Annotated in this window: 19 protein-coding genes and 1 pseudogene; 5 read left to right on the top strand and 15 right to left on the bottom strand. The window is 48.7% G+C overall.

Translation table 11 applies throughout. From position 1 onward, the window contains the following. The first annotated feature begins 227 nt into the window (after positions 1-227). From L2713_RS03970 to L2713_RS03960, 3 genes are read left to right on the top strand one after another with little or no spacing between them, the layout of a single operon-like run. On the top strand, positions 228-1,439 hold the full coding sequence (locus L2713_RS03970) for an efflux RND transporter periplasmic adaptor subunit (RefSeq protein WP_248967011.1): 1,212 nt from the start codon (positions 228-230) through the stop codon (positions 1,437-1,439). Between the two features lie 2 nt (positions 1,440-1,441). Next, entirely contained in the window at positions 1,442-3,412 is a 1,971-nt protein-coding gene (locus L2713_RS03965; protein ID WP_248967010.1) for a MacB family efflux pump subunit, read from the top strand. Between the two features lie 4 nt (positions 3,413-3,416). Then, a complete protein-coding gene (locus L2713_RS03960) occupies positions 3,417-4,850 on the top strand; it encodes an efflux transporter outer membrane subunit (protein ID WP_248967009.1) in 1,434 nt (477 codons plus the stop codon). An 83-nt stretch (positions 4,851-4,933) separates the two neighbouring features. Here the strand turns inward: L2713_RS03960 and L2713_RS03955 are convergent, their stop codons facing one another. The 15 genes from L2713_RS03955 to L2713_RS03885 all read right to left on the bottom strand — a co-directional run bounded on the left by L2713_RS03955 (position 4,934) and on the right by L2713_RS03885 (position 21,319). Beyond that, positions 4,934-6,058: a site-2 protease family protein gene (locus L2713_RS03955; protein WP_011718245.1), complete on the bottom strand. Its 1,125-nt coding sequence runs from the start codon at positions 6,056-6,058 to the stop codon at positions 4,934-4,936. Between the two features lie 189 nt (positions 6,059-6,247). Next, positions 6,248-6,625, bottom strand: coding sequence for a DUF4144 domain-containing protein (locus L2713_RS03950; protein WP_011718244.1), 378 nt, complete (start codon positions 6,623-6,625; stop codon positions 6,248-6,250). A 239-nt stretch (positions 6,626-6,864) separates the two neighbouring features. Beyond that, positions 6,865-8,556 carry a flagellar assembly protein A gene (locus L2713_RS03945; RefSeq protein ID WP_248967008.1) on the bottom strand — a complete coding sequence of 564 codons (1,692 nt, stop codon included), beginning with the start codon at positions 8,554-8,556 and terminating at the stop codon, positions 6,865-6,867. A gap of 582 nt (positions 8,557-9,138) precedes the next feature. Beyond that, entirely contained in the window at positions 9,139-9,525 is a 387-nt protein-coding gene (locus L2713_RS03940; RefSeq protein ID WP_248967007.1) for a hypothetical protein, read from the bottom strand. Between the two features lie 92 nt (positions 9,526-9,617). After that, positions 9,618-10,592 carry a hypothetical protein gene (locus L2713_RS03935; RefSeq protein ID WP_167373531.1) on the bottom strand — a complete coding sequence of 325 codons (975 nt, stop codon included), beginning with the start codon at positions 10,590-10,592 and terminating at the stop codon, positions 9,618-9,620. A gap of 10 nt (positions 10,593-10,602) precedes the next feature. Next, positions 10,603-11,274, bottom strand: coding sequence for a TauD/TfdA family dioxygenase (locus tag L2713_RS03930; protein WP_283105205.1), 672 nt, complete (start codon positions 11,272-11,274; stop codon positions 10,603-10,605). A gap of 101 nt (positions 11,275-11,375) precedes the next feature. Further along, the gene (locus tag L2713_RS03925) at positions 11,376-11,609 is read right to left on the bottom strand and encodes a hypothetical protein (protein WP_248967006.1); all 234 of its coding nucleotides are present in this window, start codon (positions 11,607-11,609) and stop codon (positions 11,376-11,378) included. Between the two features lie 490 nt (positions 11,610-12,099). Further along, entirely contained in the window at positions 12,100-13,767 is a 1,668-nt protein-coding gene (locus L2713_RS03920) for a sensor domain-containing diguanylate cyclase (RefSeq protein ID WP_248967005.1), read from the bottom strand. Positions 13,768-13,960: 193 nt separating this feature from the next. Beyond that, positions 13,961-14,989 carry a methyltransferase gene (locus L2713_RS03915; RefSeq protein ID WP_248967212.1) on the bottom strand — a complete coding sequence of 343 codons (1,029 nt, stop codon included), beginning with the start codon at positions 14,987-14,989 and terminating at the stop codon, positions 13,961-13,963. 219 nt (positions 14,990-15,208) lie between these two features. After that, on the bottom strand, positions 15,209-16,603 hold the full coding sequence (locus tag L2713_RS03910; RefSeq protein ID WP_011627190.1) for an alkaline phosphatase: 1,395 nt from the start codon (positions 16,601-16,603) through the stop codon (positions 15,209-15,211). A gap of 73 nt (positions 16,604-16,676) precedes the next feature. Then, positions 16,677-17,624, bottom strand: a complete 948-nt coding sequence (gshB, locus tag L2713_RS03905) for a glutathione synthase (protein ID WP_023266854.1) — start codon at positions 17,622-17,624, stop codon at positions 16,677-16,679. Between the two features lie 108 nt (positions 17,625-17,732). Beyond that, entirely contained in the window at positions 17,733-18,464 is a 732-nt protein-coding gene (rsmE, locus tag L2713_RS03900) for a 16S rRNA (uracil(1498)-N(3))-methyltransferase (protein WP_248967004.1), read from the bottom strand. A gap of 8 nt (positions 18,465-18,472) precedes the next feature. After that, entirely contained in the window at positions 18,473-19,249 is a 777-nt protein-coding gene (gene endA / locus L2713_RS03895; protein WP_248967211.1) for an endonuclease EndA, read from the bottom strand. Positions 19,250-19,375: 126 nt separating this feature from the next. After that, positions 19,376-19,981 (bottom strand): SprT family zinc-dependent metalloprotease, encoded by a 606-nt coding sequence (locus L2713_RS03890; RefSeq protein WP_248967003.1) that lies wholly within the window; start codon positions 19,979-19,981, stop codon positions 19,376-19,378. Positions 19,982-20,161: 180 nt separating this feature from the next. After that, positions 20,162-21,319: a PA0049 C-terminal domain-containing protein gene (locus L2713_RS03885; protein ID WP_248967002.1), complete on the bottom strand. Its 1,158-nt coding sequence runs from the start codon at positions 21,317-21,319 to the stop codon at positions 20,162-20,164. Positions 21,320-21,668: 349 nt separating this feature from the next. Here L2713_RS03885 and blaOXA point away from each other — a divergent pair, with 349 nt between their 5' ends. Continuing rightward, positions 21,669-22,466, top strand: a complete 798-nt coding sequence (blaOXA, locus tag L2713_RS03880; RefSeq protein WP_248967001.1) for an OXA-48 family class D beta-lactamase — start codon at positions 21,669-21,671, stop codon at positions 22,464-22,466. A gap of 260 nt (positions 22,467-22,726) precedes the next feature. Next, a pseudogene (locus L2713_RS03875) lies at positions 22,727-22,795 on the top strand (valyl-tRNA synthetase); the annotation flags it as partial.

The following is a 22,795-nucleotide window of genomic DNA, read 5'->3' as shown; positions in this document are numbered from 1 at the left end:
AGGTTGGAGCAATAACCCATCGCAAACGAATCAGGACTCGTTTGCGGGAATTGTTACGGCCGTGATCTCTGTTTCAAACTTCTACACAGATATTTGCAAATCTTTACCCGATATCGACATTTCCTTCGTCTACTGCGCCGAGCTAACTCTATATACTGACTGCACTATTTTTCCTCCCGCAAGATGTACGCTTGCGCCCATTGGCATTGATGGACACCCAGATTCAGATGAAAAAATCCTCAAAGCGTAAACTAATATTGTTCTTAAGTGGCTTAGTCCTCCTCGGGGGCGGCGCTTATTTTCTGCTGCATAAACCCGAGGCGGCCCCAAGCTATGTGACTGAACCCGTTAAGCGCGGCGACATTGAAAACTCGGTGCTCGCTAATGGCATGTTGCAGGCCTCCAAGTTGGTGAGTGTGGGCGCGCAAGTCTCGGGGCAAATTCAGAGTCTGCCTGTGGATCTTGGGCAAGAGGTGAAAAAGGGCGACCTTATCGCGCAAATCGACAGCCTTGCCCAGCAAAACAACCTGCAAAATGCGCTGGCCTCCCTTAAAAGTATCAATGCCCAGTACCGCGCTAAACAGGCGCAAATTCGTCAGGCAAAACTCGAATATACCCGTCAGCAGGAAATGCTCGCCGATAAAGCCAGCTCCCGCGCAGACTTTGAAGCCGCCGAAGCCACGCTGACGGTTTATCAAGCCGAGCTTGAGCAGTTACAGGCGCAAAAACAACAGGCTGAGATTAATGTCGACAGTGCCAGAATTGATTTAGGTTATACCAAGATCACCGCGCCGATGGATGGCACAGTCGTTTACTCTGCGGTTGAAGTGGGCCAAACCGTTAACGCCAATCAAACTACGCCAACCATAGTCGAGATGGCGCAGCTCGATACCATGACGGTCAAGGCGCAGATCTCCGAGGCGGATATCGTCAATGTGCATCCGGGGCAGGCGGTGTACTTTACGATTCTCGGTCGTCCCAACCATCCTTATCGCGGCACCCTAAGGGCGATTGAACCCGGTCCCACTTCCATGGATGGTGACGATAGCAATATGAGTTCCAGCGATTCAGACGCCATCTACTACCACGGCTTATTCGATGTCGAAAACCCCGACCGTACCCTGCGTATTGGCATGACGGCGCAGATCTCGATTGTGCTCGCCAAAGCCGATGATGCGCAGTTAGTGCCATCGCAGGTGCTGCGAGCTAAACCGCGGGATAAAGCGGCATCGGCAAGCGATCGCAAATCCCGTGGGCCGCAGTATCAAGTGCCAGTGCTGGTAAATAACCAAGTGCAATATGTGGACGTGACTGTTGGTATTAATAACAAAATCAATGCCGAAATCCTGTCTGGCCTGAACGAAGGCGACCAAGTGGTGCTCGGAATGCCCGCCGACGGTTCGACCATGAAGTTCCGTGGCCCACCAATGAGGTTTTAAGCGTGAGTAAGCCATTACTGGAAGTCTCAGCTTGTTACCGCAGTTTTCAGGCGGGTGAGCAACAACTGACTGTACTCAAAGATATTAATCTTTCCATCGCCCGTGGTGAGATGGTGGCGATTGTCGGCGCCTCGGGTTCGGGTAAGTCGACCCTGATGAATATCTTGGGCTGTTTAGATAAACCCTCAAAGGGCTCGTACTTTATCGATGGCCAAGATACCTCGCAGATGGATGTGGATGAACTGGCAAAGCTGAGGCGCGAGCATTTTGGCTTTATTTTCCAGCGATATCATTTGCTTGGCGATCTCAATGCCGTGGGTAACGTCGAAGTGCCCGCCGTGTATGCGGGTAAAGATCGCTTAGAGCGTCGGGAGCGGGCGGAAAGCTTGTTATCGCGCTTGGGTTTAGGTGAGCGCCTAGACCATAAGCCGAATCAGCTCAGTGGCGGCCAGCAGCAAAGGGTGAGTGTGGCGCGGGCGCTGATGAATGGTGGCGATGTGATCCTCGCCGACGAACCGACGGGCGCTTTAGATAGTCACAGCGGCGAAGAAATGATGCGGCTGTTACAGGAGCTGCACCGCGAGGGCCAGACCATCATTATCGTGACCCACGATATGCATGTGGCCCAGCATGCCGACCGTATTATCGAGATTAAGGACGGGGTGATTATCAGCGATGAGCCTAATCCCGCCTCAAATATTGCGCCTGTGCCTAAGACCGAAGCGATCCCCGCCAAGACTAAGGCGCGCGCCCGCGTGGCGGCATGGGACAGATATGCCGAAGCCCTGAAAATGGCGCTGCTGGCGATGTCGACCCATAGATTGCGCACCTTTTTAACTATGCTCGGGATTATTATCGGTATCGCCTCCGTGGTGTCTGTGGTGGCGCTGGGTGAAGGCTCGCAGCGGGAAATCTTAAAGAGCATTAGTTCGATGGGCACCAATACCATAGACATTCGCCCCGGCTCAGGCTTTGGTGATAGGCGCTCGGCAAGGGTGCGAACTTTGACCGCAAGCGATGCTAATGCACTGAAAAACTTGCCCTATGTCGATAGCGTCACCCCGAGCATTGGCTCGAGTGCGACTGTGCGTTATGGCAATAAGGCGGTCACGGCGACTGTGAATGGCGTGGGGCCAGAGTTCTTCCGCGTTCGAGGCTATGAGCTTGCCCAAGGACAGTTTTGGGACGATGACAGTGTTAATGCGTTAGCCCAAGATGCGGTGATCGACGAGAACACCCGTAAACAGCTGTTCCCTAACAGTAGTGGCGCTATGAATTCTGCCATTGGGGAAGTGATCTTCCTCGGGGATTTGCCAGTGCGGATTATCGGTGTGACTCAGCCTAAGGAAAGCGCCTTTGGTAACAGCGATGCCCTCAATGTGTGGGTGCCATACACGACGGTTTCTGGCCGTATGGTAGGCAAAAAATACTTAGATGGCATTACCGTGCGGCTAGATGAGTCGGTGCCGAGTAATGCGGCGGAGCAGGGCATTATTAGTCTGCTGAAGATGCGCCACGGCACGCAGGATTTCTTCACCATTAACACGGATACCATTCGCCAGAATATCGAGAAAACCACCGCGACCATGACGCTATTAATCTCGGCGATTGCGGTGATTTCTCTCGTCGTGGGTGGCATTGGGGTGATGAATATCATGCTAGTGTCGGTGACCGAGCGCACCCGCGAGATTGGTGTTCGCATGGCGGTTGGGGCGCGCCAGAGTGATATTCTGCGGCAGTTTTTAATTGAGGCCGTGTTGGTTTGCCTGTGTGGCGGCGCGCTTGGGGTGGCCTTGGCCTATCTGATTGGCGTGGTGTTTGCCCAAGCGGGAGGCAGTTTCCAGATGATTTATTCGACGACTTCTATTGTTGCCGCCTTCGCCTGCTCTACCTTAATAGGGGTGTTGTTTGGCTTCCTGCCCGCTCGTAATGCGGCGCGTTTAGACCCTGTTGATGCCCTAGCGAGAGAGTAACTGAATGAATAATCGAGTTTTAACGCATCAAAACGAATTAAGCTGCCGTGTCGGTTCAACGCTCAAACTCAGCGTGATTGCCATCAGCATTGCGCTGCTCTCGGGTTGTGGCGCGCTGATGCGCTCCGACTTTGAGCCGCCCGCTTTACAGGTGCCAGAGCAGTGGCAGCATACCCAATTGAATGGTCAAGTCAGCCTAGACCCTTGGTGGCAGAAGTTTAATCAACCCGAATTGGATCAGCTGATTAGCCAAGTGCTCAGCAGCAATAATGACCTGACGCTCGCCACCTTAACCTTGCAAAAGGCGCGTTTACAGGCGGGGTTAGCGCGGGATGATCTGTATCCACAGCTCAGCTCCAATAATACGGCGTCTGTGAATAAACCGCTGGATGGCGGCAGTTCGAGCAAGGCATTTCAGGCGAACCTGTCGGTAAGCTATGAGGTGGATTTGTGGGGTAGAGTGTCGGCCAATATCGACCAAGCTCAATGGACGGCGCTGGCAAGTCTCGAAGATCGGGAGAGCACGGCGCAGAGTCTCGTTGCGACGACGGCGTCGCTCTATTGGCAGATTGGCTATCTGCATCAACGGATTGAACTGAGCAATAAGAGTATTGAACACAGTCGGCAAACGCTGGCGTTAACCCAGCGCCAATTTGCCTCGGGCGCCGTGACTGAGCTGAATGTGCTCGAATCCCAACGCAGTTTAGCGGGGCAAGAGGCCTCCCACAGCCAACTGCTGCAACAGTTGGTTGAGGCCGAAAATGCTCTGGCGATCTTACTCAATCGCGCACCGGGGCAAGTGGCGGTTGAGATCAAGCAATTGCCGGACAGTGCGGTACCTGAGGTTGGCGTCGGCATTCCCGCCGACTTGGTTGGCCGTCGTCCCGATGTGAAGGCGGCCCTGTATCAATTGCGCTCGGCGCTGGCCAGTAAGGATGCGACCTATGCCAGTTACTTCCCAAGCTTGAGTTTGACTGGCAGCGTAGGGGAGTCGACCTCAGAGCTAAAAGAGTTATTGCGCAATCCCGTGGGGAGTTTAGGCGCGGGCTTAGTGTTGCCTTTTTTGCAATGGAATCAAATGCAAATCAACAATGATATTGCCGATATCGACTATCAATCGGCCATAGTGAGCTATCGTAAAACCCTTTACAGCGCCTTCGAGGATGTGGATAACGCCATCTCGGCCAAGCAGCAATACGCTTACCAAGGTGAGAAGCTTGAGCAGCAATTTAGCGCCGCCGCCCAGGCCGAAGCCATTTATGAGAGCCAATATCGCCATGGTGCTATCGGCATTCAAAATTGGATAGATGCGCAGGAGAATCGCCGCAGCGCCGAAGCCGCATTGCTGGAGAATCGCTATAACCAATTAACGGCTCAAGCGACGCTCTACCAAGCCTTGGGTGGGAGCGATATCGCGCCGCCGTTAGCGGATAACTAATTGAATCATTAATAAATAAAAAACCGCGATGCCTAAGGCTATCGCGGTTTTATTATCTCGCTTTTATCTTAATGCGAGTCAGATTAGCTGCGCAGAATATGCAGTGGCAGGCTTAACATATCATCGCCCGTGCCCGCTAAGTGCCAGATAATGCCCACCAAGGCGGCAACGGTGACCAGATACCAAATGGTCGAGAAAATCTGCCCATATCTGTCTAGCGGCAATAGGTGGCTTTGATGGCGGGTACGCCACTCGAACACTATCTCTAAGCTACCGATAAGCAATAGGAAACCGAGCAGGGCAAGGCCTAAGGTATAGCTGATATACACCCCAAAGGCGGCGCCAATCACACAGGCGATTAAGCCCATGATGCTGTTCATCGAGAAGCTAATGCTCTTTAAAATATGGCCGCCATCGAGGGGTAAAATCGGCAATAAATTAAACAGGTTAAGTAGCGCGTTAAAGGCCGCAAGCCCCGCAAAGAAGACATTGTCCGTCATGTGGTAAGCGATAAGCGAGCCTATCGACATCAACAGGCCGAAGGTTGGCCCCATAATCGAGATGACCACATCCTGCCAGCGGGTGTTAATCTTTTCATCGCTCAGCGCGAGTCCGCCCATAAAGGGGATGAGATAAATCCCTTTGGTTTTCATCCCAAAATACTTCATCGCGCGGATATGGCCGTATTCGTGGAAGACCAAACAGGCGATAAGCGCCAAGGCAAATTGGAAGGAAAACAGCCAAGAATAGGCCGCTACACTCGCCCCTGCGAGCACCACTTTAATCACTTTGGCACTCTTGAGCAGCTTAAAGCCGAGGGAGGCTAAGCCGACAAAACTGATTTTTTGTGGATTAGTCACGGGGACTTCTGGGGTTTGACGCTCGATATCTTTCTCCGTGCGAGTGCCTTGGGCAATCACTTCCTCATCGACCAGCAGGCGGTAATCGAATCGAAACGGCTGCCAAACCACATCGGTCTCGAGGCGTACTTGGATTTTGTGTTCTAAAACCTGTGTTTCGCCGGTATCGCTGGCCAATTGGCTCTGGTGCTGGGTGAGTTCAAATTCATGGACTTTGAGGCCGCCATTTTCGACCGATGCGGCTTTTTGTGAGACTAAGGTATTGTCCCAAAAGAGTTGTTGCCAACCTGCGAGTGAGCCTTCCAAACGCAGCGATTTGCCTAAGCAGTCAATCTTAAGTAGTTCCAATTTAGGGTCCGTTTGTATGTGTATCCGAATGATGCCCAGCGATAATTTGGCATATAAATATCAATCGCTTTGGGCAAAACGGCCTGAGCCGTGTGTGACAAATTATGCCTGTGAAATGTGACTGAGGATATTAGCTTTTAGGATCATCTTAATTTTTATTGTGATCGCTCGCGATTTCTTTGAGCTGGGTTAGTCATCTAAGCTGCGAACGATTTCCATCCCTTGGGCCAAGGTGGTGAAGGCTAACTTAGCTACGCAGCACTGGCCTATGGCATTGGCGTGCTTTTGTACCCATTTGATAAAGTCAGTAAGTGGCAATTTTTGCTCTTGTTTGAGGAGTTTAGGCAGCTCGCCTATGGGATCTTCATGAATGGTGCTTGGAGTTGCGCGGATCAAATATTGGTTACCGAGACTGTCGAGTAACAGATCCGTGTCGACAAATTGATGCTGATATAGGCAGGCAAGTTCTAACCAATCCCGTTGATGGGCGAGGTAGAGTAGTTCGTCATTTTGAGTGAGTTTGACTACCGCAGGCCATTCAATGTCTGCCATTTTCACTTGAGTCATGCGCAATCCCGTAGGCTTGTTATGTGCTTAGCCTTTTAGCCGACAGAGTCTGCGCTAAAGGGCTGTATTGAGGTCAGTATGCCACCGACCTAGGCGAAGATGAAAGGCGTTGGGGGATTTTCTCTGGCAAGTCTGCGTAAATGGGGGCACACGGCGAGCAGCAAAGCATTCAGGCAAAGCATTCACGCTAAGAGTTCACTCAATGGAATGAACCCTTAGCGGGGGGGATGATTGCCCCGTTAATGGCTTGCCGCTTGCGCCTTAGGTTTAGCGTTGTAATCGAAGTTAATCTCTTGATTAAGATTGGTGATTGAGCAAGTGCCATGTTCGCGGGTGGTTCTGTGATTGGCTTGACCAATATGGAACTCGGCATTGAGGAATACGTGCTTAATCACATCGATACGATACTTGTCGTAGTAGGTTTCGACTTCTTGCTTGAGGCTATCGAACTCTAATTCTTCGCGGGAACGTTCACCTAAGATGCGATTCTTCTCATCGAGCATCATCTTGATCTGTTCGATCATGATAGGGTCGCTCTGCCATTCGGATTTCGGCGGCAGTTTTTTCAGGCGAGCCTCGATATCCAGCGTCGCTACCACCATTGCATGCACGCTCTCCTCCAGCTGCTTGAGATTCTGCTTGAGTTCGCCCTGTTCCATGGCGCAGTACACTTCGGTTTTGGTGCCTGCTGTTGCGCCAATCACGACGGCGGTGAGGCCTTTTTCGGCATGCACGACACCACCCACTAAGTCACCACGGCGGCCGCTCTGATCGCTTACTGTGAGCGTGCCTGCGGTTTTGGTATTACTGTGGAGTAATTGCTTAGTGATCAGAATATTACCCTTTGCTGTTAACTGGGAATATTGCACGAACTGGGCGCTGATCTGCCCCTGAGCCGTGATATTGGTGGAGAACTCATTCACTCTGACTTGGCGACCAATCACGCCCTTGCTCACCGTAATATCGCCATCGGCCTCGAGAGTTGCCGAATCGACAAAGCCCATCACGGTAATATCGCCTGAACTTTTAACCATCATGCCTTCGTGTACATCGCCCGTGATTAAAATACTGCCTTTAAAGTTGATATGGCCGGTACTGATATCCACATCTTTAAGCTGCAACACATCGTCGACATTCATGCCCGTGCGGGTTTCAACGGGTTGGCCTGCCACTGTAGCGATGAGTTTATTGGGGTCTTTCGGGTGGAAGTCGGTACCAGTACCGGGTTGTAATACCAGATCTTTCCCCGGTTTTTGCTTAAGGACTTCGCCTTTAATGTTGTAGCCGGGAGACCCTTCGGTCGCGGGATGCTTAATCATTAGCAGATCGTTGGGCTTAACCATGATCATCGCCCCGAGATTACGCATATCCACAGTGCCGTCTTCCCGCTCCTGCGGCTGCAATAGGCGTTCACGGGCGAGGGAAACCTTACGCTCCAGCACCGCATTTTGACCATTGATCGCGGCCTTACCTTGAGCGATATCACTCTGGCAGCTTTCACCCGGTTTTAACTTGGTCATTTTTTGCAGCAAGGTTTGGATCTTAAGCTTGCTTAAGCCCATGCAAACATTGTCTTTTTTAAGCTGCGTGAGGATTTCGGGTAAATCGACGGCTTTACCTCCCCAAGGGGCGGTTAAGATCATGGTGGCTTGCATTTTATCTTGGCTGAGCTCAATTTTTACGCTGCCATCGCGGCGCTCTGCCAATACGGCAAATAGCTCGTATTTACCATCTTCTTGATGGCATAGGGAATTGGTTTGCGCGATAACTTTATCTATCGCAGGCTCGAGGGGGAATAGGGCGGCGAACTCTGGCACGGACAATAAACGCATCACATCATCACGGGTAATGGGACCGTGTTCATTCGGAATTAAGCGTAATTCCGCCTTGGTTTTATCGCTGCTTAGCTCAAGAAGTTCAGGGGCCAACATAGAGCACTTCCTATCCATTTGTTTTATTTTTGTTTTAGTAGCTAACCTGAGTATAACAGTAGAAACTTTGCTCAAAGAAGCCTTTTCGGCACGAAAAGATGTAAATGTTGGCGTTTTGTTGCTTATAGTCTATGTGTTGATTTTTAAATAGATTTTTATCTGAGCTATAGGCGGTAACTTAGTGTTATCTTTGGTTTTTTGCCTGTGTGCCAGCATGAGCCTAAAACTGCGCAATGTTTGCATGTAACAAAAAATTAAACTTTACAACGCTGCCCCGTATGTTAGGGACAACACCACAGGGGTAAAACCCTCGATAATTTAGCGCTTACTGCATTTGATAGCGTTCACAAAACCATAAAAATCTTACCTAGATAGCCGCTAGTGCTCGGCTTGGGAGCGCGACTTTATTGTGGTGTTCTTAAGGGGAAGGTTTCTATCCAGATGGGGCGGCGCGTTAAAATCTTCGAGTAATCTAACTTAGAAGTAAAGTGGGCTAGGTGCTTTGCTTCCATTCGTGGGGTTAGGCATAAATCGCAGGGTCAGGATTCAACATTCTATGGTTTAACATTTGATTACCCCTTTCTATTCTTGTGTTACCCCCCCATGAGTCAGTTCAAATAGGGGGGCTTTATTGCTTGGCCATGTCGGCTTTTCTATGGGAGATTCAAAAGTGGTCAGCCAAACTTCAAGCTCACCGGAGCCTGATAAACACCCCATGTAGGAGAAACACATGCCGCTATCTATCATGTTATTGGCAAATTGAATTGCCTCTTCAAGCGAGCCTTCTTCCTTGTTATGGCTGAAGGTTTCGTCGTCCCACACCCAGTTGATAGGTGCTCCATCTTCATCACAAGCAAGGTATCTTACGTTCTCATAACCTTCGCTAGCTGCTGTTAATGAATCCAGAAAGGATTCTCTGATTTCTGAGAATCTATTTTTAAATTCTTCAATGCCGATATTTTTACTCATAATGTGCTTCATACTTGCTCTAGAGGTTAACGCCGCAAACACCTGTGGCAGAAGCGAAGCTTTTGACAACCGAGTGCTTTCCTTGTTAGGGCTTAATATTCGTTAAAATCAGGCTCATATGTATAAGATGCTTCAACCTCATCTTTTGCTTGCTGCAACTCGTCCTCGGTATATAAGCCAAAGTATTCAGCAGGGGTATATATCGTCTTTGCTAAAAAAGTATCTCCAAGTCCGCATGCCGATAGCTTGGAATAACCAGAAATCTTAAGACCGCATGCAATGCATTCGAAACTAGATGGCAACATAGACTGTCTTTGTACTACTTCATCATCCCCATCATGAATTTCAGTTGATACAGCGCCTACAGGTGAGCCATGTATTAACGCAACAGAATTACATGACGGGCATTCAACTCTGTGACCAGATTGTCTTGTTGCCCAAGCTGTTGCCTGAAGTACCAAGGCTTGTTTCTCGTCATCTGATTTATTTGACCAAACCTTAGAGTAGGCTGATATATCTTGCTTAACACTTTTTGATGCGTCGTCAGTTAGTGACTTAATTAACGATTTTGCATTGTTAGCATCAGATACGAAATCCTCCAACGCTTTCCCCATTGACTTAAGCAATATATCGCAAGACTGGTAAAAGCGAGGAAGCCAACGCGACGTTCCATTTTGACCAAAGATAACCTCTCCTGAATGCAGTTCAGCATTCCGATCATCAGTATGCTTAGAACAAAAGCCAGCCATTTCTTCAGTAAACTCTGGCAGTAATTCTGTTAACCTAGCTAAAACTTCTTTAGTTGAGATCGATATTGGATTAAACATTTTTGCTGTTGGTGCATTACCTAAAGCAAAATTAATGTTTCGCCAGTTCTTCGAATCTGCAAGCAGTACTGGCGATATATTTGATAACGCTGCTCTCGCTAATAATTCAAGACTTAATGAGGACCACAAACCATATTGCCAATCGTCTGCGATGCTTGCTTCCATTTGTTGTAGATAAGTTAATGATTTGGCAAAAAGTGATTCAGAACTCCAAGGATTAACTATTGTTTTATTTGTCATGTGTATAACTCTAATTAAAATAAATCCGTTCTATTTTTCGTTCAGTGAAATTGGATGGAATATTCGATCGACCATGAAGAATTGCGTGATTATTAAGGATTAGAGTATCACCAAAATTTACCAAGTACACATCTATCGCTAGCTCCCAAACTTCTCTAGTCAACATCAATTTACGTATTACTCTAGCATTTTCATTAATTGGCTCTAAAAAATAAGAGTCCCAACGAATAAAACATTCCCCATTAACGTTGAACAGCAGCGGAAATAAACAACCATTTCTACCTCTCGACTTGACAACAGACCTACGTATTCCGTGTTGTTCCAAGATATCCTTAATAATGTTAAGAGGAAGAATTTTAGTTGCCACTCTCTCATCTCCCTTAATACACCTTAACATTAGATAATTAGGAGGCTGACTCCAGTGAGCAAGGTCTGTGTGTAACGGAAAAGCATCTAAACCAAACTCACCACTATATTGATTCTTTAATGCATTATCCTTATCTTTTGGACTTATTAGTTGAGCGTCTGAAATCATCGAATGATTTAAGTAATCTGAAATCTTAACAATGCTACCAAGATTACCTGCCAGCTCATTAATTGTTTGATTTACATTCCATTTTGGAATAAATACAAATCCTTTTCTTGATAACTCTTTTTTAACGTCCATATACACCTGAGCCAATTGGGATCCCTAACGCCGCCCACAGCGGCGAGCGTAGCGAGTCTGGCAGCCGAAGGCTGCAAACTGCTGGGCTTTGTTATGTGGCGACTTGCAAGCCGATGTTATTCTTGAAATTCCCACGGGATTTCCTTTTTGAATAATGCGATTGCTTGCTCTACAAGCTCAAGATCGAGTTCCTTTTTGTAAAGGGTAACTTCTCTGGTCTTTTTGGTGTCATCTCGAAAGACCTCCAGAAGCATCTCGTTGCCAGAATAAATCTCTATTCCGAACCCATCCCTATCAGCACCAACATCACTCGCTACTATGTACTTTTCGATCTTGGAATATTCATCCATGCTCGTTTCTCTGCGATCCCACATAACATTTTATTCATGCGCATGCGCGTTTACCTCGTTGGATCAGTGAAAACGCGTACAGTTAACTATCTGTATGCAAAGAACTTATCAGCTTTCTGCCGCTTTTCATATAAGTAATCCATCTGGAAAAACGCGCATGTGCGTTTTTCAAACCTATTAACTAAATGTCGGTCTCTATAGTTAGTTGATTTTATAGAATTTTATTTTTTGCAGTAGGAGTTAATGCGCACTGATATTGTCTTCAAATTATTCAAAAATACCTCAATTTAAATATGACTATACCCATACATTGTTAGTCGATTTATAGCAGGGCCAAACGTAGGCAAATAGGTGAGAATTTTTATGGAACAGGAACTGGAGTTTTCGATTGAGCTAACGAGCCGAAACATGAAATATAGCCGCGTTTTATATCCATATAAACGCGGCATTCTAATCAATAAGCTTTTACCTTCTGCTTTAACTGCGTTGATTAAGTGCAAACCTTATTTCTGCCAGTGGTTTTGGCTAGGTAAAGGGCGCTATCGGCGCGTCTGACGACGTCATAGGCGCTTTGGTCTGTTTGTTCGACGCAGGATACGCCAATACTGGCTGTGACATGTTTAACCATGGTCAGTTCGGTCATCTCGATTGTGGCTCTGATTTTTTCGGCCATCACTAGGGCGTCTGCACTTTCTGTGCCTGTCAGTATGATTAAAAACTCTTCACCACCGTAGCGCGCGACTAAGTCGGCTTTACGTACCGATTGCGCTAATAACTTAGCGACTTCGACTAACACAATATCGCCCGTCTCATGCCCATAGGTATCGTTAATCTTTTTGAAATGGTCGATATCCACCATCAGGATCGAATAAGCCAATCCAAAGCGTTTAAGTCTCGTAAATTCGCTGTCGATATGTTCGGCGGCCGAACGACGATTGTGAAGATCCGTCAAGGGATCTCGTCGGCTTAATCGTTCAAGCTCTTGATTGGCCGATTCGAGTTCTTTGGTGCGCTCTAAGACTTTATTTTCTAAGGTCTGATTCATTTCCATTAAGCTCTTCTCATGGCTCAATAGCGAGAAGGTCATCTTTTGAATGGCATCAATTAAGAATGAGATTTCAATCAAACCATTCGATTTGGGGAATTTGACTTGCTCTTTGCCCGCTTGGATCTCTCTGGTGACGGTAATTAATCGCTCGAGCGGTAAGCTCATTGAAATCGACATGCGGTAGACAAACCACAGGCACAGCAAGACCGCAATGACGCTCACCCAGAGAAGTTGGCGTTGTAGTTCGGTGGTCTCTTGCAGGGCAATATTTTTCGGGATGCGAACGACAATGCGCCAACCTAACGGATCCATTAAGGTAGATTTTAGGGGGGTGACGCCCGTCAGATACTCGTGACCATCTGGCCATAGGATCAATTGGCTGCTGTTATCTTTGGGGAGCAAATCCTGAGGAATGGACTGATTGGCCGATACTTGCGGATATAAAATCCCATTGTCACGACTTAGGATCTGCACATCTATTCCTGTTTGCTGCTCGCTCCTTGCTAGCGCCGATTCAATAACACTGTTAACCCATTTCCAGTTTGAATGGGTGGCAACAACGCCAAGCAAGTTGTTATCGGTATCAAACACTGGTGCGGCAAAATCAATTAAACGCAGCGGGTCATTTTTATCGATGTTTAATACCTTGGCGAGCAATACGGCGTCGTGAACATCGCCAATAAACACACCCGTCTTACCGCTAATAAACCATGGGCGTTTGGAAACGTCGTGGCCTTCGAGTGTGCCGTCGGCAGCGTATTGGACGATGCCGTTTATATCGGCAAAGCCGAGCCAAGAGTAGTATTCGTAGGATGCTTTGATGTGGTCTAAGTTTTGGCGGATCCGTGGGTAATCGGCACGCGTGCCTGAAAATAGCGTGCGTTTGCTTAACAGTGAAATCTCACGGGCGCGCTCATCAATATTATTCGAGATACTTGTTTCGATTGAACTGCCAATCATGGTTAATTGATTGGCATAAGCATTGAGTAGTTTATCTGAGGTGATGGAGGATAAATAACTGGTAAAACCGAGGCAGAAAATAAGGCTGATCCCACCGAAAAAGAAGGTGAGTCGGTATCGTAGTGAGTTAAACCAGCTAAATCTGCTCAAACCTTTTAACCTCATATTCATACAGATATTCGCGCTTCATCATATAGATGCCGATCCAAAAATCCAAATAATATGATTGTGTTAGAGGCGTGCGCGCAAGGGCAAACCAAGAGGGTGTTAAACCTAGCCGCGGAGGCAATGGGCACTGAATTTAAGTAAGGGCGCCCCACTCACAAGCGAGCGGGGCGAAAGATTAGGCCTGTTGGAAGGAATAGAGTTTGTACTTGTTATTCTCTGCTGGCACGGTTAATTGGCCGAACTCGGCGGCGATGGTGTCCGAATAGGGTAGGTGGCGGTTCGCGACGATTTGCCAAATCCCTTTAGATTGTAATTGCTTGGCGCTATCGGCTACAAAACTTTGGGCAATGCTGGTCGTGCTGGCAAGGCCATCGTGGAACGGGGGATTGGAGATAATACCGTCGAATTTTCCACTGGTTTGCGCTAATCCATCGGAGGGATAGATCTTGGCCGTCATGCCGTTTGCCGCCAGCGTAAGTTCGCAGGAGGCCAGCGCCATGGCATTGATATCAATACATTCTAGCGACAATGTTGGTTGTGCCTTTAACAGCGCAGCGGCAATGACGCCAGCGCCGCAGCCAAAATCCAGTACTCGCCCAGAGAGCGTTGGCAGATGCGACAGCAATAGCTCTGTGCCTTGGTCTAAATGCTTCTCGCTGAACACACCGACTAAGTTGCAGATAGTGATATTGCCCTGCGGGGTGGCGAGTTGATACTGGCTAGTCCAATCGCTGAGTTTAATCGCGGGCGCAGTATCGATTAGGCTGCTGCCAAAGAGTAGGCAATGGCGCGCGTTATCGAGTTTGACGCCGGTGGCAAAGTATTTCGGCAACAGTTTGACTAAGGATTTAACCCCGCCTTTGTTCTCACCCACGACTAGGAGTTGACCATCTGCCACTAAATGCTGAGCGGCCAGATTAAACAAGTAGGGCGCTAACGGCTTAGCCTTAGGAAAGTACACAATCACAGTGTCGTACTTATCCTGGTGGGGCAGTTGATGGCCAAAATAGCAGCGCAGTTTGGCATTAGCCTGCGGCGCTAAATGCAGGTAATGGTGATAATCCAAGGCGAGGGCATCGACGGACTGGGCGACATCGAGCAGTGCTTTGGGCAGTGAGTCTGCCTCATGGTTTAGCACTAAGACTTTATGTTGGCTCAGGGTTTCCTGATTGCGGATAATGACTTGCGATGGATTCGTTAACACTGCATGGCTACCGTAAAAAATAAGTGCGGGCATTATACCCCTTATTCGGCTACGAGCCAGCCTGCATGCCGCCGACTGAAGTGATGCCGTAAAACAGCCCTCACTCGAAACTGTGCGGAATGAAAGCTAATAAAAAAGGCAACTGTGTTAGCACGGTTGCCTTTTATCTGTTAGCCAGCGCGATATTTGCTTGGGCGATTATTTGCTAATCGCTGCAAATTAGCCCTGAGACTGCACTGGTGCTAGTTCTGGTGCTGGAGCTGGAGTCGATACCTGTGCGGTGGCTTTTGGCTTTTTAGGCTTAGGTAACAGGCTAAAAATCTTATTGGCGATATCTGTGTTGTCTTGATGACCGTTAAACAACTCAGAGGCTGGGCCTGCGGCAAAGACTTGCACGTCGGTCCCCGTGTGGCCGCCGGTAGTCCAACCCGTATCGGTACGTTTATCAATCACATGGCGAATCGCAACGGCCATGGTTTCTAAGCCCTGCATTCTGGCAACATTTAACTTAGTCACTTCTTCTTCGGTCAATTCAAAGCCTAAACCACGGGATAGGTCGGCTTGCCAAGTGTCACCACCAAGAGCGGCTTGGGCTAAGGTATCTGAGCTTGCCGAGATATTACGTAGGATCTCTGGATTCCAGTTGTAGTTACCATCGGCGCCAATCGATAACCCGCCAGTATTATGGTCGGCGGTGATCACCATTAAGGTATCGGGATTTTGGCGTACGAATTGTTCGACGACTTCAATCGCATTGGCAAATTCATCCATTTCGCCCATGGCGGCGGCGATATCATTGTTGTGTCCCGCCCAGTCGATAAGGCTACCTTCGACCAGCAGCACAAAACCTTGCTCATTTTGCGACAGTAAACTGAGGGCTTTTTGAGTCAAGGTGCTGAGTTTTTTAGCATCTTTTTCATCAATAGCCCAAGGCAGTTGCACCTCGGCAAACAGACCCAAGACTTTAGGCTGGGTAATGCTGGCCAGATCGTCAAAGCGGGTAATATGTTGATAACCCTTGGCGGTGAACTGGGCTAACAGCTCTGGAGGAAAGTACTTTTGCCCGCCACCTAAAAACACATCGGCGTTGGTTTCGAGATAACTTAATGCCAGTGCGTCGTAGTTTTTACGGCTCTCGTTATGGGATAAAAAGGCCGCTGGCGTGGCATGGTTGATTTGCGACGTGACCGCCACACCCGTGCTCAAGCCTAAGGTTTTGGCTTTTTCAAAAATGGTAGGCAGTGGTTGTTTTTGGGTATCGACCGAAATGGCGCCGTTATAGGATTTGACTCCTGTCGCGAGGGCAGTCGCGGCGGCGGCCGAGTCGGTGACATAACCACTGACGCTGGCGGGATAAGTGCTCGCCATGCCAACCAATAAACGGTCGAAGACGGTTTGTTCGACTTCTTCGGTATCTGGATTGTCCTTGTAATAACGATAGGCACTGGTATAGGAAGGCCCCATGCCGTCGCCAATCATGATCACAATATTTTTCGGGCGTGAGGGGGCTTTTACTGGGCCAGTCTCATTCGCTCCTGCTTCGACTGCCAGTGCGGAGGTGGAGAGCCATAAACTCATACCAAGCAATAACAGTGGCGCTTTGGTGAAACTCATATCAGATCCCTAGAAGTCGTAGGCGCTCTGTGGGCGCCTTCAATGAATAATATTATCTTGTAGGTGTACAAGCTTACTGGGCAAGACGGGCTTCGATGGCATCGAACAGCATGCCAGTAATGTCCACATCGAATGCCGCTTGGATTTCACGGATACAGGTTGGGCTAGTGACGTTAATCTCGGTCAGCTTGTCACCAATCACATCCAGACCCACAAATATCAGGCCGCGTTTTTTCAGCTCTGGGCCAATGGCGCGGGCGATTTTCCAATCTGAGTCCGATAACGGCTGGGCAACACCGCTGCCGCCTGCGGCCAAGTTACCGCGGGTTTCGCCTTTTTTCGGAATACGCGCTAAGGCGTAGGGCACGGGCTCACCGTCCACCACCAGAATGCGCTTGTCGCCCTTAGTGATTTCAGGAATAAAGGCCTGCGCCATGGCGTATTGGTTGCCATATTGGGTCAAGGTTTCGATGATCACCCCAAGGTTAGGATCGTCCTGCTTAACGCGGAAAATCGAGGTGCCGCCCATGCCGTCTAATGGCTTGAGGATAATGTCGCCCTTGGCTTGATGGAACGCGCGGATGCGATTAGCATCGCGGGTCACTATGGTCTCTGGCGTAAATTCGCTAAACCATGCGGTGAATAGCTTCTCGTTGGCATCGCGCAAGCTTTGCGGTTTATTCACAATCAGCACGCCTTGCTCTTCGGCGCGCTCTAGCATGTAAGTGGCGTAGATAAATTCGGTATCGAACGGTGGGTCTTTACGCATTAACACCACGTTCAACTCGCTCAGCGGCGTATCTTGGGCGTCGCCCAGTTCGAACCATTTATTGGCATCGTTGATAACCTTTAATGGACGCATATTGCCCATGGCAACACCGTTGACCATAGCGAGGTCGGCCATTTCCATATAAAACAGTTGGTAACCCCTTTCCTGCGCCGCCATTAGCATGGCAAAACTGGAGTCTTTCTTAATGTTGATCTCACTGATGGGGTCCATCACTATGCCGAGTTTTATCATTAATCTGTTCCTTATTGATTGCCGTCGCAGGCAAAAAGCATTTATGGATTAGCCAGTAATCGATTCGCCAGCCAGTGTGTTACCCGCTGGCGTTTAACCATTTTAGATTTAACCTAAGTCACCGAATCTAAGTTGCAGCGCGGTAATCGCCGTGAGCGAGGCGGTTTCGGTGCGCAGCACTCGGGGGCCGAGTAACACATCGGTAAACTGGTAGGTTTCCGTCATGGCGATTTCTTCCGCCGATAATCCCCCTTCGGGGCCGATCAGCAGGCGTACACGGGTATGGGATAAGTCTAAGCCATTGATACCGTGCGGCGCCCTTGGGTGCAAGTTGAGTTTGAGTGCGCTGGTCGGTTCGCTGCACCATTCCTGTAATTCCATGGCGGGGCGAACGATGGGCACTTGGCTACGGCCAGATTGCTCACAGGCGCTGATCACAATCTTTTGCCACTGCTGGATTTTCTTTTCGAGACGCTCACCCGTGAGCTTGACGCCGCAGCGGTCAGAAAACAGTGGTGTAATGGTATTCACCCCTAGCTCAACGGATTTTTGAATGGTGAACTCCATCCGATCGCCACGGGAAATCACTTGGCCTAAATGCAGGTTGAGGGGCGATTCCGATGGATTAGCCTCACTGGAGAGCACTTTTACCGTGACCGATTTTTTTCCCGCATCGACAATTTCGGCAAGATAATCATTACCATCGCCATTAAACAGGCTAATGTGTTCGCCACTGCCCATACGCAACACTTTGCCAATATGGGCTGCGCCATCCTCATCTAAATTCAGCTGTTGATTTACGGCTAATGGTTGAGGTTGATAAATTCTTGGAACTCTCATTGTCGACCTTATTCGGCTAATTGTTGGCGCAGTGGCGGCGCATTGCAGGCATTCTGCACAAAGGGATTATGATTACCTTGGATCTGCGCTATGGCGTTATCGCGTTTGCATTCAATAGTATCAACTGGATAGCTTTTATCCCATGCTTTGAACAATTTTAATTGTTGCGAGGCGATTTTAAGGCCGTAGGTTTGCTGCATATACAGGTAAGTACGGGCAATCTTGCCACGCGCATTGACGGGCGGCTGTGCTTGGCGATTCTTAAAGTCGATGACCATAGTGCATTGACCATATTGGTCGGCCTTACCGTTCCATTGGCTAAAACGGAAGTTGCTGCGATCGCCGTTCACTTCACCAATCGCGGGCACCAGATTGTGCATGTCCGCTTCCATTTTATTGAATTCTTGGCTGTTATCGGCGCAGTTTTTACGGCCACCCTTTTGCCAGCATTGTAATTGGTGACCAAATTCCCATGCTGGGACTATATGTTCCCACTCGATGCGGTTGGCGCGGGTCTCTTGTTTACGCACTTGATAGCCGCAACTGTTGAGATCTGGCTTCCAGGATTTGCCCTTTATTTGGATATCACAGCCACAATAAAAACTGACCGCGGGCAAGGTGCCCTGACGACTGCCTTGATATAAAGATTGGGACAAGACCTTGGCTTGACTAAAACTATTGGGGTGTGAAGGAGAGGCGTGGACTGAGGCCGAAACCGCCAGCCAACTGAATAGGCACAGCAAGGCTTGCCGAGACCTTAAGGCTATCTTGGAGTTGTTCAATATTTATCCCAAAAAGTAATCTGTACTACGCGAGCCTGTGGCTCGTCTCTTATGCCTGAATGGTAAGGGAAATACCGCGCCTTATGCAAATCGCTCGTACTTTTGGCGGAGGATTTGGTGTATGGTGGATTATTCGGCGGCTTCGATAAAGGTGAGGTGGGTATGGCAGCGTTTGCATAAATAACGGGTTTCACCACGCAGCACTTTATTATGGCGACGGATGCTCAGCCTAACCGGACCGCAGGCGCAGTGGTACTCAAAGTCTTTCCCTTTAACCGACTGAGTATCGAAACTGTGGGTGGTATTGGGGCTCACCTTAAACAGCTTGAGCATGATGGATTGCCACTCGCGGCCATGGGGCTTGGTTTTGCCAAAGAGTTGGAAACAGAGCAAATGGCTTATTTCGTGGGGCACCACGTCGGCTAAAAAGGCTTCGCTGTTTTCCCTGAGTAATACGGGATTAAAGCGCAGGCGATTCTGTTGCAAATGGGCCGTGCCCGCACTCCGTCCCCGCAGGGTAAATTGAGTTAGCGGCCGCGCAAATGGGCGCTTAAAGTAGATTTCCGCCTGCTGGTAACAGTCTTCGATGCGTACCAAGATTTGTTGCTGCAGGGGTGTCAGCGGTTTGGGCTGGCGTTGTGGCGTGGTCGAGTTAGCCGCCGTTGCTGAGGTGATACTTGCGGATGAGGTGGCTTTACGGCGCAGGCTATTGAGTAGGGATCTCGGGTTAAACATAGACTTAGGCGTTAACTCTTATTTTGCAAAGCATCAATTAAACAACTCATCTAGCTATCGCACGACATCTATTACGATTTGCTGAGTTCAAAGCTCACATGCTCAGAGCCCTCATTCAAGGCGACTTGCAAGCGTTCGCATCATAACGAACGCTTGCTGACAATGCCAGTAATGCGACTGTTACAGGCTAGCGGCGGCCTGCATCACCATAGTACGCACTTGCTCGACGATGGCTTGTTCGGTGGCATTGTCGTAGCCCTTCACCCTTGGAGTGTGGATATGGCCGACCTTGGCTGGGCTGTTGAACTTTTGCTGTAACACAATGGCGCGATAAGAAATCTCGTTTGAGAGATAGCCACCGCCAGAACCTTCGACCGAGGTTTCATTTTGCAGCTCGCTTAGGGAGCTGGCATTAAATTCGCCGCGAGCTAGTGTGGTCACTGTATGGTTGTCGTTGACTTTCCATTGGCCGTCTTTGACCTGCATGGCGGCGACGGGCAGTGAAAACTCAACAAACTCAGGGCCGATAAAGTCTTTACCATTGAGTTTGGGGGCGACAGGCGCGGTTTTGCTTCCGCCTGTGTACAGATTTTGGTTATCCGGCGCGGCGGCGCTACGGTTACGGCCGGGGAAGCGTTCAATATCAAAGTCACTGCGGCCCATGCTGACGGTAAAGACAAACTGGGTTTTAGGATCGCGGTAAATGGGGCTGAGTAAGGATTCGATAATGCCTTGGTCAAAATCCTCGAAGCGCACTGGGATCATTGCGGTTTCGATTTGGGCTTTCTTGCCGTTGATATCAAACCTAAAGCCATCGAGGGCGAGGGCGACCAAGCCTGAAGGATTGCTCTGGCTGATGTCTTTATCGAGGAAGAAAGGGTCGAATCCTGTCAGGAAGATTTTTATCTGCACATCGTCGCCGTATTGGATATCGCTAAAACCGCGTGATGCCTTTTCGACGGCGCTGGCTAAAATGTTCTGTTGCCAATCGGCCATTTTGAAATTGGCGCTATTGCTCTTGATGCTATTTAACATTGAGAGCCGAGCCCAGTAGAGGGATCTGTCGTCAAAGTGCCCTGACTGCACATCACGCACCGCCTGTTGCCACAGCCTATGCCCTTGGCGGGCTGCAAGTTGGGTTGCATCGCGTTCATTCTTCTGTGCGGAAAGCTGAGTCGCCAAGCCTTCGTCCAAGGCTTGATAGCGGTTGACCACTTCTGCCATGGTTTTTTCTGCAGTGGGAACGCGGGAAACTTCCACATCTCCAAGGAGTTGTACGGCAGATGCGGTTTGCGCCACTGTGCTGGCGAGGATAAAAACGAGGCTGGGCTTTAACATTGGCGTTTCCTTTTTATTTTAATCACTTATTTTGCTGGAAAAGGGCGATGTTCCTAAGGCGTTTGGGTTTGCTTCATCCTAGAGAGGAGGTAACTTATGCCAAAAAGTCACAATGATTGTTTTGAGTATAAGAGTTTACCTAGAGTGATTCGAGGATCTTATTCCTGTTTTGCATATTGAGGTCGGTGCGCGGGCGCTAATCAGTGTTGAGTAGTTAGAAACGCGGGGATAAGTGCCTGCCTTATTTTTGCCACAATTGGTCAGCAGTTTGCTAGGGAAAGCCCGCCAAGACGGTGCTACTCTTAGCGCCTAATTTTTATGGATTTATTGCATTAGGCAAGGGGACATTATGCGTGCGTTAGCCTTATCGGCTGTGTTGATGGTGACAACGATGATTGGCATGCCTGCGGTGGCGAAGGAGTGGCAAGAGAACAAGAGCTGGAATGCTCACTTTAGCGAACATAAAACCCAAGGCGTGGTTGTGCTTTGGAACGAGAATACACAGCAGGGTTTTACTAACGATCTTAAACGGGCAAACCAAGCATTTTTACCTGCATCGACCTTTAAGATCCCAAACAGTTTAATTGCCTTGGACTTAGGTGTGGTTAAGGATGAGCATCAAGTCTTTAAATGGGATGGACAGACGCGAGATGTCGCCGCATGGAATCGCGACCATGATTTAATCACCGCGATGAAGTACTCGGTTGTGCCTGTTTATCAAGAATTTGCCCGCCAAATTGGTGAGGCACGTATGAGTAAAATGCTGCACGCCTTCGATTATGGCAATGAGGATATCTCGGGCAATTTAGACAGTTTTTGGCTCGATGGTGGTATTCGCATTTCGGCTACCCAGCAAATCGCTTTTTTACGCAAGCTCTACCACAACAAGTTGCACGTTTCTGAGCGTAGTCAGCGCATCGTCAAACAAGCCATGCTGACCGAGGCAAATGCCGATTATATTATCCGAGCGAAAACTGGCTATTCGGTCAGAATTGAACCGAAAATCGGTTGGTGGGTTGGCTGGGTCGAACTGGATGACAATGTGTGGTTCTTCGCGACCAATATGGATATGCCTTCCGCTGAGGGCTTAGGGTTGCGTCAAAGCATTACGAAAGCTGTGCTGAAACAGGAAAAAATTATTCCTTAGAAGTGGTTAGCGGCGCATTTGTGTTAAATACCAGTCAAATAAGCTGTAAAGATATATGGACAAAATGCTTAAAATCGATGCGCTTACAGCTAATTACTCATATTTAATTAGGTTAGGCCCAATCTACAGATGTTAAGCATTAACAGTCAGTCTGAGCATTAGCACCTCATTCCTAAACGCAAAAAGCCTAGTGAATTCGCTAGGCTTTTTTGTTATCTCTGTCTCGTCCTGAAATACGTTGACATAAAGAGGATTTCTTTATGACAACATCAATTAACTCAAGCCGTAAGCGCACACAACGAGATTACACCTTAGCCTTTAAATTAGGC

The sequence above is a fragment of the Shewanella seohaensis genome, from assembly GCF_023283775.1.
Taxonomy (GTDB): Bacteria; Pseudomonadota; Gammaproteobacteria; order Enterobacterales; family Shewanellaceae; genus Shewanella; species Shewanella seohaensis.
The sequence above is the reverse complement of the archived record's forward strand: the minus strand, read 5'-3'. Positions and strand labels throughout refer to the sequence as shown.

Bases quoted from the DNA above. Each gene is read 5' to 3' on its own strand.
- L2713_RS03970 (WP_248967011.1), top strand. From the start codon at position 228: ATGAAAAAATCCTCAAAGCGTAAACTAATATTGTTCTTAAGTGGCTTA.
- L2713_RS03960 (WP_248967009.1), top strand. From the start codon at position 3,417: ATGAATAATCGAGTTTTAACGCATCAAAACGAATTAAGCTGCCGTGTC.
- L2713_RS03950 (WP_011718244.1), bottom strand. From the start codon at position 6,625: ATGACTCAAGTGAAAATGGCAGACATTGAATGGCCTGCGGTAGTCAAA.
- L2713_RS03945 (WP_248967008.1), bottom strand. From the start codon at position 8,556: ATGTTGGCCCCTGAACTTCTTGAGCTAAGCAGCGATAAAACCAAGGCG.
- L2713_RS03940 (WP_248967007.1), bottom strand. From the start codon at position 9,525: ATGAGTAAAAATATCGGCATTGAAGAATTTAAAAATAGATTCTCAGAA.
- L2713_RS03935 (WP_167373531.1), bottom strand. From the start codon at position 10,592: ATGACAAATAAAACAATAGTTAATCCTTGGAGTTCTGAATCACTTTTT.
- L2713_RS03925 (WP_248967006.1), bottom strand. From the start codon at position 11,609: ATGGATGAATATTCCAAGATCGAAAAGTACATAGTAGCGAGTGATGTT.
- L2713_RS03910 (WP_011627190.1), bottom strand. From the start codon at position 16,603: ATGAGTTTCACCAAAGCGCCACTGTTATTGCTTGGTATGAGTTTATGG.
- gshB (WP_023266854.1), bottom strand. From the start codon at position 17,624: ATGATAAAACTCGGCATAGTGATGGACCCCATCAGTGAGATCAACATT.
- rsmE (WP_248967004.1), bottom strand. From the start codon at position 18,464: ATGAGAGTTCCAAGAATTTATCAACCTCAACCATTAGCCGTAAATCAA.
- L2713_RS03890 (WP_248967003.1), bottom strand. From the start codon at position 19,981: ATGTTTAACCCGAGATCCCTACTCAATAGCCTGCGCCGTAAAGCCACC.
- L2713_RS03885 (WP_248967002.1), bottom strand. From the start codon at position 21,319: ATGTTAAAGCCCAGCCTCGTTTTTATCCTCGCCAGCACAGTGGCGCAA.
- blaOXA (WP_248967001.1), top strand. From the start codon at position 21,669: ATGCGTGCGTTAGCCTTATCGGCTGTGTTGATGGTGACAACGATGATT.